This is a genomic window from Halovulum sp. GXIMD14794, from assembly GCF_054457455.1.
This window is the reverse complement of sequence record NZ_JBTLNF010000003.1, coordinates 312,784-326,661: the sequence shown is the minus strand read 5'-3', so window position 1 is coordinate 326,661 and position 13,878 is coordinate 312,784. Positions and strand designations below refer to the sequence as shown.

Annotated in this window: 15 protein-coding genes; 8 read left to right on the top strand and 7 right to left on the bottom strand. The window is 67.9% G+C overall.

Features of this window, described 5'->3' with window-relative positions; all coding sequences use genetic code 11:
• The first annotated feature begins 95 nt into the window (after window positions 1-95).
• Together ACW9UR_RS03940 and ACW9UR_RS03935 are read left to right on the top strand one after the other, a co-directional pair.
• A complete protein-coding gene (locus ACW9UR_RS03940) occupies window positions 96-740 on the top strand; it encodes a pyrimidine 5'-nucleotidase (RefSeq protein WP_458915606.1) in 645 nt (214 codons plus the stop codon).
• Between the two features lie 42 nt (window positions 741-782).
• Complete coding sequence (locus tag ACW9UR_RS03935; protein ID WP_458916163.1) at window positions 783-2,057, top strand: FAD-dependent monooxygenase; 1,275 nt, start codon at window positions 783-785, stop codon at window positions 2,055-2,057.
• Here the strand turns inward: ACW9UR_RS03935 and ACW9UR_RS03930 are convergent.
• Entirely contained in the window at window positions 2,054-2,530 is a 477-nt protein-coding gene (locus ACW9UR_RS03930) for an Lrp/AsnC family transcriptional regulator (RefSeq protein ID WP_458915605.1), read from the bottom strand. The genes ACW9UR_RS03935 and ACW9UR_RS03930 overlap by 4 nt on opposite strands.
• A complete protein-coding gene (locus tag ACW9UR_RS03925; RefSeq protein WP_458915604.1) occupies window positions 2,530-2,988 on the bottom strand; it encodes an Lrp/AsnC family transcriptional regulator in 459 nt (152 codons plus the stop codon). The genes ACW9UR_RS03930 and ACW9UR_RS03925 overlap by 1 nt, the downstream gene beginning before the upstream one ends.
• A gap of 143 nt (window positions 2,989-3,131) precedes the next feature.
• Here ACW9UR_RS03925 and ilvC point away from each other — a divergent pair, with 143 nt between their 5' ends.
• From ilvC to ACW9UR_RS03900, 5 genes are all read left to right on the top strand, one after another.
• Window positions 3,132-4,154, top strand: a complete 1,023-nt coding sequence (ilvC, locus tag ACW9UR_RS03920; RefSeq protein WP_458915603.1) for a ketol-acid reductoisomerase — start codon at window positions 3,132-3,134, stop codon at window positions 4,152-4,154.
• Window positions 4,155-4,284: 130 nt separating this feature from the next.
• Entirely contained in the window at window positions 4,285-4,695 is a 411-nt protein-coding gene (locus tag ACW9UR_RS03915) for a DUF6524 family protein (protein ID WP_458915602.1), read from the top strand.
• A 126-nt stretch (window positions 4,696-4,821) separates the two neighbouring features.
• A complete protein-coding gene (secG, locus tag ACW9UR_RS03910) occupies window positions 4,822-5,208 on the top strand; it encodes a preprotein translocase subunit SecG (RefSeq protein ID WP_458915601.1) in 387 nt (128 codons plus the stop codon).
• A 202-nt stretch (window positions 5,209-5,410) separates the two neighbouring features.
• Window positions 5,411-7,057 carry a CTP synthase gene (locus ACW9UR_RS03905; protein ID WP_458915600.1) on the top strand — a complete coding sequence of 549 codons (1,647 nt, stop codon included), beginning with the start codon at window positions 5,411-5,413 and terminating at the stop codon, window positions 7,055-7,057.
• 40 nt (window positions 7,058-7,097) lie between these two features.
• Entirely contained in the window at window positions 7,098-7,541 is a 444-nt protein-coding gene (locus tag ACW9UR_RS03900) for a tellurite resistance TerB family protein (RefSeq protein ID WP_458915599.1), read from the top strand.
• Between the two features lie 107 nt (window positions 7,542-7,648).
• Here the strand turns inward: ACW9UR_RS03900 and ACW9UR_RS03895 are convergent, their stop codons facing one another.
• The 5 genes from ACW9UR_RS03895 to ACW9UR_RS03875 are packed head-to-tail and all read right to left on the bottom strand — an operon-like array spanning window position 7,649 to window position 13,302.
• Window positions 7,649-8,761, bottom strand: coding sequence for a Gfo/Idh/MocA family protein (locus tag ACW9UR_RS03895; protein WP_458915598.1), 1,113 nt, complete (start codon window positions 8,759-8,761; stop codon window positions 7,649-7,651).
• Between the two features lie 5 nt (window positions 8,762-8,766).
• Window positions 8,767-10,143 carry an L-fucose/L-arabinose isomerase family protein gene (locus ACW9UR_RS03890; RefSeq protein ID WP_458915597.1) on the bottom strand — a complete coding sequence of 459 codons (1,377 nt, stop codon included), beginning with the start codon at window positions 10,141-10,143 and terminating at the stop codon, window positions 8,767-8,769.
• 1 nt (window position 10,144) lies between these two features.
• Entirely contained in the window at window positions 10,145-11,170 is a 1,026-nt protein-coding gene (locus tag ACW9UR_RS03885; RefSeq protein WP_458915596.1) for a tagatose 1,6-diphosphate aldolase, read from the bottom strand.
• Window positions 11,170-12,048 carry a PfkB family carbohydrate kinase gene (locus tag ACW9UR_RS03880; protein WP_458915595.1) on the bottom strand — a complete coding sequence of 293 codons (879 nt, stop codon included), beginning with the start codon at window positions 12,046-12,048 and terminating at the stop codon, window positions 11,170-11,172. Before ACW9UR_RS03880 ends, ACW9UR_RS03885 begins: the two co-directional genes overlap by 1 nt.
• Window positions 12,049-13,302 carry a cytochrome-c peroxidase gene (locus ACW9UR_RS03875; protein ID WP_458915594.1) on the bottom strand — a complete coding sequence of 418 codons (1,254 nt, stop codon included), beginning with the start codon at window positions 13,300-13,302 and terminating at the stop codon, window positions 12,049-12,051.
• 51 nt (window positions 13,303-13,353) lie between these two features.
• Between ACW9UR_RS03875 and ACW9UR_RS03870 the strand changes: the two genes are divergently transcribed.
• Entirely contained in the window at window positions 13,354-13,827 is a 474-nt protein-coding gene (locus ACW9UR_RS03870) for a tetratricopeptide repeat protein (RefSeq protein WP_458915593.1), read from the top strand.
• Window positions 13,828-13,878 lie beyond the last annotated feature (51 nt).

Below are 13,878 nucleotides of genomic sequence, written 5' to 3'. Positions count from 1 at the left end.
GCTTACCGCCCGGAACGCAGGTTGTCGATGAATTTTCCGCGGCGCAGCATCCGCGGCCCGTTGAGCCCGCCCCCGCAACAGCGTATGTCGGGAGAATGCCAAAAGACCGCTTCTCTCACGTCCGCACCTGGGTCTTCGACCTGGACAACACGCTCTACGCGCCCGGCGCGGGGCTGTTCGACCAGATCGAGGCAAAGATGAACGGCTTCATTCGCGCCCGGCTGGGCCTGGACCAGACCGCCGCCGCCGCGCTCCGCCGCACCTATTGGGAGGATCACGGCACCACGCTCGCCGGGCTGATGGTGCACCACCAGGTCGCCCCTGACGATTTCCTCGAAGAGGTTCACGCGATCGATCTGACCGGCATCGCTGCCGATACCGGCTTGCGCGGTGCGATCGAGACGCTTCCGGGGCGCAAGATCGTCTACACCAACGGCTCGCGCGGCCACGCCCGCGGCGTGACGGCGGCTCTGGGGCTCGATGGCGTGTTCGACGCGCTCTACGGCGTCGAGGATGCGGGCTATGTCCCGAAACCCCGTGCCGAGGCCTTCGCGGCAGTCTTCGAAGCCGACCGCCTGGACCCCGCTCAAGCCGCAATGTTCGAGGACGACCCGCGCAACCTGCAGGTTCCGCACGGGCTCGGCATGCGTACCGTCCACGTCGCGCCCGAGGCCGCGCCCGCGCCCCATGTCGAGCATCATACCAGCGACCTGCCGGGCTTTCTGTCGCAACTGGTCTAGCCGCCCTTCCCCGCCCAGTGCGAGGGGACTAGGTTGCTGCTCATGACAGAGCGCCCCGAGATCCTGACTGCGGATATCGCCATCGCCGGCGGCGGCATCGCCGGCATGACCGCGACGGTAGTCTTTGCCGCCATGGGCTTGCGCACGGTCTGCGTCGAGCCAGCGCCGCAGGTCACCACCGGTACCGCCAAGGGTGCCGACCTGCGCTCGACCGCCTTTCTGGAACCGGCCATCGCGTTGATGGAGGATGCCGGGCTCTGGCAGCGTTTCGCGCCCTACGGCACCGACCTGCGGATCATGCGCCTGATCGACGCCGCCGGTCCCGAGGGCACGGTCCGCGAGCGTGCCGACTTCGACGCGGCCGAGATCGGTCAGGCGCGGTTCGGTGTCAATCTGCCCAACTGGCTGATCAGGCGCGAATTGCTGGCGCATCTCGAAGCCCAGCCTTTCGCAACCTTGCTGCCCGGCACCGCCGTCAAGCGCATGACGCCGCGGACTTCGGAAGCGATCCTGCACCTCTCCGACGGCCGCCAGGTTCGCGCGCCGCTGGTCGTCGCCGCGGACGGCCGCGACAGCCCGCTCCGACAAGCGGCGGGCACCACCGCGCCGCGATGGGACTACGGCCAACAGGCCCTGGTTTTCGCCGTCTCGCACCCACGCCCGCATGACAACATCTCGACCGAGATCCACCGCTCCGGCGGTCCGTTCACGCTGGTGCCGCTGCCCGATCAGGACGGCTTGCCACACTCCGCCGTCGTCTGGATGGAGCGCGGCCCCGAGGTTGCACTTCTCCGCGCCCTCTCGCCGGAGGCCTTCGCCGAGACCGCCACCGAGCGCTCCTGCAACGAGTACGGCCCGCTGGTGCTGGCCTCCGACCGCGCCGCCTGGCCGATCATCAGCCAGATCGCCGCCCGCTTCGACGCGCCGCGCCTCGCCCTGATCGCCGAGGCCGCGCACGTGGTCCCGCCGATCGGCGCGCAGGGCCTCAACACCTCACTGGCCGACGTCGCGTGCCTGAAAGAGCTCATCACCCACACCCAAGGCGACATCGGCGCGCCCGAGCTGCTTGCCCGCTACAACCGCGCCCGCCAACCCGAGACCGCGCTGCGCGTCGCCGGTATCGACGCCCTCAACCGCGCCGCGATGGCCGGAGAGCCGACCCTGCAGGCCGCCCGCCGCGCCGGGCTCGCCCTCCTGCACCGCACCACACCGCTGAAAACCGCCGCGATGCGCCTCGGCCTCGGCGCGAAACGCCCCGCCTTCCACTTTCCCCAAATATCCCCGCCGGAGGCACCCGGCGACGGCCGCAAGCGCTAACGTCCGGCCCCGAACAGCGCGTCGGGGCCCACGTCCTCCTGCCGCAACAGCACGTTCGACTCGATCTCGCCCACGCCCGGCAGGGTCATGATCCGGCGCCGCAGGATCCGCTCGAAATCGCCCAGATCCCGCGCCACGACTTTAAGCCGGTAGTCGTAGACCCCCAGCACATGCTGCACGAGCTGCACCTCGGGAATGGCGATCACCGCGCGCTCGAATTCGGCAAGGCTCACCCGACCCTTCGCCGCCAGCTTCACGCCGAGGAAGACCACGACGCCGAATCCAAGTGCTTCCCGGTCCAGCACCGCGTGGCGGCCGGTGATGACGCCCGCATCCTCCAGACGTCTGACCCGGCGCCAGGCGGCTGGCTGCGAGATGCCGGTGATGTCCGCCAGCACCTGCGCCGACCGCCCGCCGTCCTCGATCAGCGCCCGCAGCAGCGCCCGGTCGGTATCGTCGAGGTCGATGGCCATCAGATTGCCAGCGCCTCCGAGTTCTTCAGTTCGCTCACCAGCATCAGCGCCTCGATATCCGAGATATGCGGCAAGGCCAGGATCCGCTCCTGGTAGATCTGCTGGTAGTGCGCCAGGTCCCGCGCCACCACGTCCATGCGGATGTCGACCCGGCCCAGCAGGGTCTCGATGCTTTGCACGTTCGGGATCTTGCGGGCCTCTGCGATGAAGTCGTCGAAGGCGCGCGGTTCGGTCTTCTCCAGCGTCACACGCAGGAAGACCTGCACCTCGTAGCCCAGCGCCTTCAGGTCCAGCGCTACGCGGCGGGCGGCGATAACGCCCTCGGCCTCCAGCCTGTCGATGCGTCGCCGCGCGGCCGAGGCCGACACCCCCGCCGCCTCGGCCAGCGCCGAGACGGGGCGCGCGGCATCCTCCTGCAGCAGTCTCAGAAGGTGGCGGTCGATCCGGTCGATCTGCATGAATCCTCTGCGCAAGCAACATTCAGTGAATGAATGCGCCGCATAATCCGTGAATTCCGCAAAAATGGCAAACCCGTTCACCGCGGACCGGCCCTATGCTGCGCCGGTCACTTCGAACGACAACCATAACCGGAGGCAACGCCATGCGCGTCTATTACGATCGCGACTGCGACATCAACCTGATCAAGGACAAGAAGGTCGGCATCATCGGCTACGGCAGCCAGGGCCACGCCCACGCGCTGAACCTGCGCGACTCGGGCGCCAAGAACCTGGCCATCGGCCTGCGCGAAGGCTCGGCCTCGGCCGCCAAGGCAGAAGCCGAGGGTCTGCAGGTCATGGGCCTGGCCGAGGTGTCCGCCTGGGCCGACGTCCTGATGCTGACCATGCCGGACGAGCTTCAGGCCGACACCTACAAGAAATACGTCCACGACAACCTGCGTGAAGGCGCCGCGATCGCATTCGCCCACGGCCTGAACGTGCACTTCGGCCTGATCGAGCCGAAGCCGGGCGTCGACGTCATCATGATGGCGCCGAAGGGCCCCGGCCACACCGTCCGTGGCGAATTCGTCAAGGGCGGTGGCGTGCCCTGCCTGGTCGCCGTTCACAACGACGCCACCGGCACCGCGCTGGAGATCGCCAAATCCTACTGCTCGGGCATCGGCGGCGGCCGTTCGGGCATCATCGAGACCGACTTCAAACAGGAGTGCGAGACCGACCTGTTCGGCGAGCAGGCGGTGCTCTGCGGCGGTCTGGTCGAACTGATCCGGATGGGCTTCGAAACACTGGTCGAGGCCGGCTACGATCCGGAAATGGCCTATTTCGAGTGCCTGCACGAGGTGAAGCTGATCGTGGACCTGATCTACGAGGGCGGCATCGCGAACATGAACTACTCGATCTCGAACACCGCCGAGTACGGCGAATATGTCTCGGGTCCGCGCATCCTGCCCTACGACGAGACCAAGGCCCGCATGAAGGCGGTCCTGAAGGACATCCAGGACGGCCGTTTCGTCCGCGACTGGATGCAGGAATGCCAGGCCGGCCAGCCGTCGTTCAAGGCGATCCGCCGCAACAACGATGCCCACCAGATCGAAGCGGTCGGCGAGAAGCTGCGCGGCATGATGCCGTGGATCTCGGAAGGCAAGATGGTCGACAAGGCCAAGAACTGATCGCCACCTACTGGCTGTGACAATCGCGCATCCGGGGAGCCCTTTCCCCGGATGCGCGCCCTCGGCTCCCTAGCCTAGACGCCCTGCCCCCGCTAAGGTCCGCACCGAACGCGAATTGCAGGAGCAAGACATGGGCAGAGCCTTCCTGATCCGCTGGGCCGCCGCACTGGCGCTGGTCCTGCTGACCTACAACCCCGCCGGTTTCAGCTATGTGCACTGGGTCAGCAATGGCTTCGGCGAAGCGCCGGCCATCAAGGTCTTCATCGGCCTGCTGCTGGCGGTCGCCTATGTCATCTACCTGCGCGCCACTGTCCGCTCCATCGGCATCGTCGGCATCGCCCTGGTCCTCGCGCTCATCGGCGCGTTGGTCTGGGTGTTGATCGAGGCCGGCATGATCTCGATCGAGAACCCGTCTGTGATGACGTGGCTTGCACTGATCACCCTCTCGATCGTCATGGGCGTCGGCCTCAGCTGGTCGATCATCCGCCGCCGCCTGTCCGGCCAGCTGGACGTGGACGACGTCGAGGAAACCAACGCCTGATCCGCTTGAGCGCACGCCCGGACCGCTTGTCCCGGCGTGCGCTTGAATTGCGTATCGACAATCCCGACCTCATGGCCTAGACACCGGCGCTGAGCCGGAAACGCACGGGAACCCCACGGGCACGTCATGGAAAACATCGTTTTGATCATCCACCTTCTGCTGGCGCTGGCGCTGATCCTGTCGGTGCTGCTGCAGCGCTCCGAAGGCGGCGGCCTGGGGATCGGCGGTGGCGGCGGCGGTGTGATGTCAGGTCGCCCGCCCACCACGCCCATGGCCAAGGTGACGTGGATCCTGGCGATCGGCTTCATCTGCACCAGCCTCGCACTGACGTGGTTCGCTACGCAGGATTCCGCCGGCAGCTCGGTCATCGACCGGGTCGGCGTGGACGCGCCCGCCGATGGCACGACCGGTGGCGGCATCGCCCTGCCCCCGGCGCTGGAAGGCGACCTGACCCCGCCGCCCGCAACCGGCGCCGACGGCTCCGGCCCCGCGGTTCCTCCGCCGGCCGAATGAGCCGATGACCGCAGGGGCGCAAGACTGCCGCCCCTGCCCGCTTCGCCGGGGCACCCTTGGTTGCCCCTTTTCCCCATTCCACGAGATATAGCGTTGTCGCGGCTTGTTTTGGCCGCGAGAATCCCTTACGTCTGTAATCCCGTGGAGCAGTAATTTTTGCCGGGTCCGTCCCGGTCAGGCGCACGGGAGGCGCTGTCGCAACATGGCGCGATTCATCTTCATCACCGGTGGTGTGGTTTCGAGCCTGGGCAAGGGTCTGGCCTCGGCCGCGCTCGGGTCGCTTCTGCAGGCGCGCGGCTACTCGGTTCGACTGCGCAAGCTCGACCCCTACCTGAACGTCGACCCCGGCACGATGAGCCCCTATGAGCATGGCGAGGTGTTCGTCACCGACGATGGCGCCGAGACCGACCTGGACCTCGGTCATTACGAGCGGTTCACGGGCGTTGCGGCCCGGGCAACCGACTCGATCAGCTCGGGGCGCATCTATTCCAACGTGCTCGAGAAGGAACGCCGCGGCGACTACCTCGGCAAGACGATTCAGGTGATCCCGCACGTCACCAACGAGATCAAGGACTTCATCTCGATCGGCGAGGACGAGGTCGATTTCATGCTCTGCGAGATCGGCGGCACTGTCGGCGACATCGAGGGCCTGCCCTTCTTCGAGGCGATCCGCCAGTTCGCGCAGGAAAAGCCGCGCGGGCAGTGCATCTTCATGCACCTCACCCTGCTGCCCTGGATCAAGGCCAGCGGCGAGCTGAAGACCAAGCCGACGCAGCACTCGGTCAAGGAACTGCGCTCGATCGGCCTCGCGCCAGACGTGCTGGTCTGCCGCTCGGAAGGCCCGATCCCCGAAAAGGAACGCGAGAAACTGGCGCTGTTCTGCAACGTGCGCCCCGATGCCGTGATCGCCGCGCAGGACCTCAAGTCGATCTACGAGGCGCCGCTGGCCTATCACCGCGAGGGTCTGGACCAGGCGGTGCTGGACGCGTTCGGGATTTCCCCAGCGCCGAAGCCCAACCTCGAGAAATGGGAAGACGTGGCGGACCGCGTCTACAACCCCGACGGCGAGGTCCGCGTGGCCATCGTCGGCAAGTACACGCAGCTTGAGGACGCCTACAAATCCATCGCCGAGGCGCTGACCCATGGCGGCATGGCTAACCGGGTCCGGGTCCGCGCCGAGTGGATCGACGCCGAGATCTTCGAGCGAGACGAGGATGTCGCCCCGCTGCTCGAAGGCTATCACGCGATCCTGGTCCCCGGCGGCTTCGGCGAACGCGGCACCGAGGGCAAGATCCGCGCCGCCCAGTTCGCCCGCGAGCGCAAGGTGCCCTACCTCGGGATCTGCCTCGGCATGCAAATGGCGGTGATCGAGGCGGCCCGCGATCTGGCCGGCGTCGAGAACGCCGGCTCCGAGGAATTCGACCACGAGGCCGGCGTGAAGCGCTTCGAGCCCGTCGTCTACCACCTGAAGGAATGGGTCGAGGGCAATCGCACGATCCAGCGCACCACGCAGGACGACAAGGGCGGCACCATGCGCCTCGGCGCCTACAACGCGGTGCTTAAGGACGGCAGCAAGGTCGCCGAAATCTATGGCGGCAGCGACATCTCGGAACGCCACCGCCATCGCTACGAGGTCGACATCAAGTATCGCGACCGGCTGGAGGAAGCGGGGCTGAAATTCTCGGGCATGTCCCCTGACGGCCGCCTGCCCGAGATCGTCGAGTACAAGGACCACCCCTGGTACATCGGTGTGCAGTTCCACCCCGAGCTGAAGTCCAAACCGTTCGAGCCGCATCCGCTGTTCCGCGACTTCATCCGCGCCGCTCTGGAACAGTCGCGCCTCGTCTGACCCCTTTCAGGGCGGCCCGCGCCGCCCTACATGAGCCTGCATGTTTGCTGACCTGATGAACCGCCTCCTCGGCGAGGCCCCGCAGCCCGACCCACAGGGCGACTACCGCCGCTCACTGGCGGCGCTGCTGGTGCGCTGCGCCCGGATCGACGACGACTACGCCCCGGCCGAGCGCGAGCGCATAGACCGGATCCTGTCCAGCCGCTACGGGCTGTCCGCAACCGATGCCGCCGAGCTGCGCGCAGAAGGCGAGGCGCTGGAACTCGAGGCTGGCGACACGGTCCACCTGACCAAGGCAATCAAGGACGGCGTGCCCTACGAGGAACGCGGTGCCATCGTCGAAGCACTGTGGTCGGTCGCCCTCGCCGACGCCGACCGCGACCACGCGGAAAACGCTTTCCTGCGCCTTGTCGTCAAGCTACTGGGCGTGAACGATGTCGACAGCGGCCTCGCGCGCCAGCGCGCCCAATCGCGCCTGACCTGACACCGAGCGCCGCCCGAAAGTGCACACCGCGCCTTCTCTATCCGTAAAATACTCCCGCCGGAGGCAACCGGCGCCAGCCCGAAGACGGACGCCGGACCAGGAGGCCCCTAGGCCCGCAACGCCTCCGCACCGATCCCGCTGAGCATCACCGGCAATCCGGTTCGCACACTCTCCTCCGCCGCCGCGCCGACCGCCACGGCGATCCGCCCGTCCTCGACGGTTACCGCGGGACCCGGACCGCCATTGAGCATCGCGAGGAAGCCCTCGTGCTGGAAATAGGTCGAACCGTGGTGATCCCCGGCCCGCAGGATCCGCGGATCTGTCTCGACCGTCTCGCGCATCACACGCTTGGTCGCCCGCTCGTAGGTTGCGAACTCGCCATGCCGCTCCAGACCGCCAGGCGCGAAGCGTGCCGGGCCGGGCACGCGCGCGTCCATCCGTGCCAGCGTCCCGGCGACCGAGATTTCCTCCTGCCATTCAGCGCCCTCGGCGAACATGCACAGGTCCAGCATCGCGCGCTGGCCGCTGTCGAAGTCGACGATGACATAGGCATTATCCAGCACGTCCGGCCGCTGACCGGCGTAGTCCTCGTCGAGGAAGTTCACGTCCATCCCGCCAGAGGCGAAGACCCGCACCGGCTCGGCCTGCAGGATCAGCCGCATCAGGTCAAAGAAATGACAGCACTTCTCGACCAGCGTCCCGCCCGACTGGGCGTTGAACCGGTTCCAGTTGCCGACCTTGTCGAGGAAGGGGAAGCGGTGCTCGCGGATCGTCAGCATCCGCACGTCGCCAGCCGTTCCGGCCCGAACCTCCTCGATCAGCCGCCCGACCGCGGGCATGTAGCGGTATTCCATCGCCACCCAGAGAGCGGCGGTGCGGCGCGCCTGCAGCGCCTCGATCTCGACGCACTCGGTATCGCTCAGGCCCAGCGGCTTCTCGCAGAGCACCGGGATCTCGGTGCGCAGCACGTCGCGCAGAATCGGCAGATGCCGGTGATTTGGCGCCGCGATGACCAGCGCGTCCAGTTCCTCGGCTGCCAGCATCGCGCGATGGTCGGGGTAGGCGTGCGCGCCCTCGCCCAGCAGTTCCAGCGAAAGCGCGGTCTGCTCGGCGTCGGGCTCGGCGATGGCGGTGACCCGCGCGCCGTCCAGAAGGGCGATATTGCGAATGTGCTCGCGCCCCATCATGCCGGCGCCGATGATGCCGTATGTCTTCTGCATGTCCGTCAGATCTCCAGAACGGGAAGGCCGAGCGCGGCCGCCGCCTGCCGCAGCGCGGGGCGGTGATCGCCATAGGCCAAGGCCATGTGGTGTTCGAGACCCGAGGCGATCACGTCGTCCAGCACCGCGCTCGCGGGCCGGTCGAAACGGATCACCCCGGAGGTGCCGGTGAAGGCCTTGGGCCGCTTGAGCGCCTCGCCGCCCGAGATCACCAACCGCGGCTGGCCCTGCGCCTGGCTGACGCGGGCGAAGGTGACGCGCCCCGGTTTCAGCGGAAACTCGTAGAGCAGCGGCATCTTGCGGTTGGTGTGAATCGTGGCGTGCGGGGGCTCGTCCGGGTCGGCCATCGACAACGGTGCCTGCCCGCAATGCCAGACGACGCCGGTATTGTCGCCCTCGTCCATGTCGACCAGATCGACCAGGAATACGGGCGCGTCGGCGGCCTCCTGCAGCAGCATCTGGGTTAGCGCGCCGTAGACGTCGGCCTCGCAGGCGCAGGGCACGCGGGCCTCGCCCAGCTGCGCGACGGGACCGCAGACCGCGCCGCCGTATTCGGTGAACGTCTCGGGCCAGCATCGGATCGCGAAGGCGTCATAGCTGCCCTTGGCCCGCAGGTTGTCCAGCGCCACCCGCAGCCGCAGCGAGCGGTCGAGCTCTGCCTGGTCCACCTCATCCAGATCCGGCAGCGCCTGCGCCGTCTGCGCGCGCAGACCGGCGGCGGCGTCCTCGGGCAAGGCGCGCGCGTCGGCGAACAGCGACTGGATCTCCAGCGCATCGACGCTGACGCCGGTCAGGGCCTTCAGGGTGTCCGCGTCATAGGCGCAGGTATCGAACCCATCCGGGTGCGCGCCGATCCGCCCGATGCGCTTGCCCGAGAGCGCCTTGGCAATCCGCTCGCCGTCCGGCCCGGTCTCGGTCACTGGTTGAGGCTCCAGCTTGCCCGAAGGCCGCGTGCCCGCCAGCAGAGCCGCCACGTCCGCGCCCTCCGGGTCTGCGTACAGCCAGTCGAAGCTGCGCCCCGCCAGCCCCAGCGCGTGGCTCGCCAGGTTCAGCCCACAGAACGCGTTGAGGCGCAGCCGCCCGCCCAGCCGGGGCTCGGGCACGGCCCAGATCGCCAGCGGGCCGTCGAAGCCGTTCGCCGCCTCGACCACCATTGCGGCGTCGGTGAAGGTCACCTGCAGCACCAGCAGCCGGTCGATGCCCTGCCCAGTCACTTCGGCCAGCGCCTTGCGCCCGGCATCCATGTCGAAGAGCAGCTCGCGCGGACCGACCAGATCATGCCCCGTCGCGTCCAGCGCCGTCAGCATCGCTGCCAGCTTCTCGTTCGCGAACGCGACGTCGAAGGTGGGCCGGCCCAGCGGAAGAAGTCCGATCCGCGCCATCTCAGGCCTCGGCATAGGCGTGGCGGAAGCTGGCGTCGGCAGGCGCGAACCGCGCGCCGGTGCCGCCGAACGCCGGATGCTCGGCCCAGGGCATGGCCTTGGCATCGGTCAGCGCGTTCAGCTCCTGCATGTAGGAAATGCCGCCATCGCGCAGCCCGGCTTCGATCGCCGCCCAGTCGGGATAGGCTTGAAACGCATCCAGCCAGATCGCCCGCCCTGCGAGGTAACCGGAGGCACCCGCCGCATAGGCGTGTTCCAGGATGCGCTTGAACTCGGGCTTGCCCGCGCCCGCCGAGAGCATGACCCACGGACGCCCCGCCAGCCGGCCCATTTCGTCGAACAGCGCCTGAACCTGCGCCGAGCCATCCGCCGCCTTCGCGTTCACCGGGCTTTCCAGCTTGAAGATGTCGACGCCGTACTCGGGCTTGGCGAATTCCTCGACCGAGGCCAGCACGTGGTCGGAATGCTTGGCCTGCATCTCGACATAGTCCTTGGTCTGGTCCGCATCGCCCTTGAGCGGGTAGACCAGCAGTTCGAACAGGAACGGGATGTCATGCTGCGCGCAGGCGTCGCCGATGCGGCGGGTGAACTCCTGCTGGGCGCGGCAGATCTCGGGCGCGGCGTCGGGGCGGTACCACGCCAGTACCTTCACCGCATCGCCGCCCATGCGCTTGATCTTGCCAACGGTCCAGTCGTCGATCTGGGAGGACAGGCGACCGCCGTCGGTCTCCTCGAACAGGCTGTCCTCGAGCGTCACGATCAGGCCCTTGGCGGGCGACATGCGGTCCAGCCCCATCGGAATCGCGTAATGCGGGTCCAGCAGCAGGGCCGAGCTTTCCGCCTGTAGCGTCTCGATCAGCAAGGTCTTGAAGCGAGCGACCTCCTCCCAGGGGGCCTCGGCGGCGTTGTGGTGCTTGGCGATCGGGTTCTTGATCGGCGGTCGCTGGTCCACGGCGGTCATCTTGAACCGGCCTGCCGCGTCGGCCAGGCGTCGGAAACCCCAGAGTTTTCCGGGCGTAAGCTGCATCAGTCTGCTCCTTGCATGAACTCTTCCACCTCGGCCCGCGTCGGCGCGCCCTGGCGGCCTCCGGGGCGGGTGCATTTCAGGCTGGCGGTGGCATTGGCGAAGACCACCGCCTCGCGTTCGGATCGACCCTCGGCCAGCGACAGCGCAAAGGCGCCGTGCCAGACGTCGCCCGCGCCGAGCGTGTCAATCGCAGCGACCTTCGGCGCCGGGATGCGCTCGGGATCGTTCGCCCCGGCGATCAGCGTGCCCGAGGGGCCGTCGGTGACGCAGACCCAGGCGCCAGTGCGGCGGGCGGCTTTCGCAAGGCCAGCGTCCAGGTCGCGGGTGCCGGTGAAATCGGCCAGTCCTTGCGCCGAAAAGGCGACATGGGTCGCGGCGGCGGCAAGGTCCTCTGGCACCGGGGCCTCGGCGTCCAGCACCGCCGGGATGCCAAGGCATCGGGCATGGGCGAACACCTGCATCGCCGCCTCGGGCCAGCGGGTGTCGGCGAGCACGGCAGCGGGGCGGCCAAGGTCCTTGTCCAGCCGCTCGGCCAGCCCCTCTCCTCTAAAGGCGACGATCTGGCGCTCCCCCGCCCCATCCACGAGGATCGAGGAATAGGCCGAGCGCCCGCCAGGACTGCGCATCACCAGAGAAGTGTCGACGCCCCAATCCTCGAGGTCGTCGCAGGTCATCCGGCCGATCATGTCCTGCCCGACCCGCGCCGCGAGCCTCGGCTCACCGCCGAGCCGCGCGATGGCCACGGCGGCATTGCCCGCACAGCCGCCGCCGACGATGGCGGCATCGCTGGCCCGGTACTTCTCGGGGCGGTCCGGGAAGGCGTCGACCATGAACAGGAAATCGATCGCGGTCGAGCCGCAGACGAGCACTTCGGCCATTCAGTCCACCTCAAGCCCGCTGGGCACGCTCTCGGGCCGTCCCAACCGGCCGGTCACGCTGTCCCCGCCGGTCAGTGCATTCAGGAAGGCGACAACGTCGTCCACCTGCGCATCGGTCAGACTGCGCGGCGTGATGTCTACCCGCGCCCGTAGACGACGCGCTTCACGTTCATCCTGGAAATTCATGAAATCGTTGGGAGAAAGATTCGCGACCTCGGGCAGCATCGCTTCGTCTGGCGTCCACGCGTCCAGCATCCCCAGCGGGTCCAGATGGTGCCGCACGATGCCCTCCAGCGTCCGGTAGGCCCCGTTGTGCCCGTAAGGCGCGGTCAGCGCGACATTGCGCAGGCCGGGCGTGCGGAAACGGTAGGCGTCTTCGATCCGGTCGGTCTCGGCCATGCGTCCGACATCGCGCGGGATTGGATCGAACCGCCGCGTGCGTCCTGGGCCGATATGCGGCAGTGCCAGCGCGTGAAAGCCCTGATCAGTCAGCAGCGCGCCGGAGTGACAGTCCGCGCAGCCCGCCGCGCCGAAGAACAGGTCCATGCCGCGAGCCTGCGCCGGGCTCAGCGCGTCCTCGCCCGCCAGGTACCGGTCATAAGGACTGTCGAAACTGCGCCATTCCGCGTTGATGAAATCCCCCAATGCATTGGCGACGTGAGAGATATCGACATCTTCGGGCCGTGCGATCTCGGGGTACGCCGCGCGCAGCAGATCGACATACTGGGGGATTGTCCGGACCCGCTGCGCGATCATCGCCCAACCCTCGGAAGGGCGACGCAGGACGGCGCGGACAACCGGGTTCTCCTCGGGATCGCCGGCCATCTCGAAGCGCGCGGTCAGCGGGATCAGCGACTGCGCGGCGAGAATGCCGTTGAGGCCCTTGGGCAGGAATTCTTCGGCCGGAGAGTTGAAGTCGTTGTCGTAAAGATCCGAGGGCTCCAGCCGCCCGTCATGGAACAGCACCCGCACCTGCTTGGCGCCGAGGTTCCATAGCGGCGGGGCATTGCGCGGGATCCGCTTCAGGACCACGCCCGGCGCGGCGGTGCGCTCCGGTCCCAGCCCGCTGGCGCCCTGCCCCAGGCCCAGGCTCAGCCCGTCGCCGGTGCCGTGGTCGTGGTGATGGCAGGTCCCGCACGAGATATCCCGGTTGCCCGACAGAACCGGGTCATAGAACAGCAGCCGCCCGACTTCGGCGGCCTTCTCGTTGAACGGCAGGAAGTCGTCTGGCCCCAGCGCCTCTTGTGCGGTCACGCTTGAGGCAAGCCCCGCAGCAAGGCACAGTCCGGCCAACGGAGGACGAACATGCTGAAACCCATTGCCCTTGCGCTGACCCTTCTGGCCGCCCCAGCACTGGCCGAAATCGAACATGCGCGCGACCTGATGGAGGCCGGACGCTTCGAGGAGGCGTACAAGGAGTTGTGGCCGGCGGCGCGCTCGGGCAACGCGGATGCCGAGGAACTGATCGGAGTGATGTACGCCCTCGGCCTCGGGGTCGCGCGCGACGACGAGCGGGCGTTCGACTGGTATCTGCGCTCGGCCATGAAGGGCCACCCCGGCGCGCAGTCCGGCGTCGGCTGGTACTACGAAATCGGCCGCGGCATGCCCGAAGGGGACCTCGTGCGCGCGTATCTGTGGTATGCGCTCAGCGCCATCGGCGGCGATCCGGACGCGGCGATCAGCATCGAGGAGGTCGTCAAGAAGATGACGCCGGAACAGATCGCCCGCGCGCAGGTGTTGATCGACGACTACCGCCCCTGGCTCTACCCGTTCGAATGACATAGCCGAGGCGGCCCGGAGCGGGCGCGTCTGTGGGCGAATCTGGCTGTC

Bases quoted from the DNA above. Each gene is read 5' to 3' on its own strand.
- secG (WP_458915601.1), top strand. From the start codon at position 4,822: ATGGAAAACATCGTTTTGATCATCCACCTTCTGCTGGCGCTGGCGCTG.
- ilvC (WP_458915603.1), top strand. From the start codon at position 3,132: ATGCGCGTCTATTACGATCGCGACTGCGACATCAACCTGATCAAGGAC.
- ACW9UR_RS03900 (WP_458915599.1), top strand. From the start codon at position 7,098: ATGTTTGCTGACCTGATGAACCGCCTCCTCGGCGAGGCCCCGCAGCCC.
- ACW9UR_RS03925 (WP_458915604.1), bottom strand. From the start codon at position 2,988: ATGCAGATCGACCGGATCGACCGCCACCTTCTGAGACTGCTGCAGGAG.
- ACW9UR_RS03940 (WP_458915606.1), top strand. From the start codon at position 96: ATGCCAAAAGACCGCTTCTCTCACGTCCGCACCTGGGTCTTCGACCTG.
- ACW9UR_RS03930 (WP_458915605.1), bottom strand. From the start codon at position 2,530: ATGGCCATCGACCTCGACGATACCGACCGGGCGCTGCTGCGGGCGCTG.
- ACW9UR_RS03915 (WP_458915602.1), top strand. From the start codon at position 4,285: ATGGGCAGAGCCTTCCTGATCCGCTGGGCCGCCGCACTGGCGCTGGTC.
- ACW9UR_RS03885 (WP_458915596.1), bottom strand. From the start codon at position 11,170: ATGCAGCTTACGCCCGGAAAACTCTGGGGTTTCCGACGCCTGGCCGAC.
- ACW9UR_RS03870 (WP_458915593.1), top strand. From the start codon at position 13,354: ATGCTGAAACCCATTGCCCTTGCGCTGACCCTTCTGGCCGCCCCAGCA.
- ACW9UR_RS03905 (WP_458915600.1), top strand. From the start codon at position 5,411: ATGGCGCGATTCATCTTCATCACCGGTGGTGTGGTTTCGAGCCTGGGC.
- ACW9UR_RS03880 (WP_458915595.1), bottom strand. From the start codon at position 12,048: ATGGCCGAAGTGCTCGTCTGCGGCTCGACCGCGATCGATTTCCTGTTC.
- ACW9UR_RS03890 (WP_458915597.1), bottom strand. From the start codon at position 10,143: ATGGCGCGGATCGGACTTCTTCCGCTGGGCCGGCCCACCTTCGACGTC.
- ACW9UR_RS03895 (WP_458915598.1), bottom strand. From the start codon at position 8,761: ATGCAGAAGACATACGGCATCATCGGCGCCGGCATGATGGGGCGCGAG.
- ACW9UR_RS03935 (WP_458916163.1), top strand. From the start codon at position 783: ATGACAGAGCGCCCCGAGATCCTGACTGCGGATATCGCCATCGCCGGC.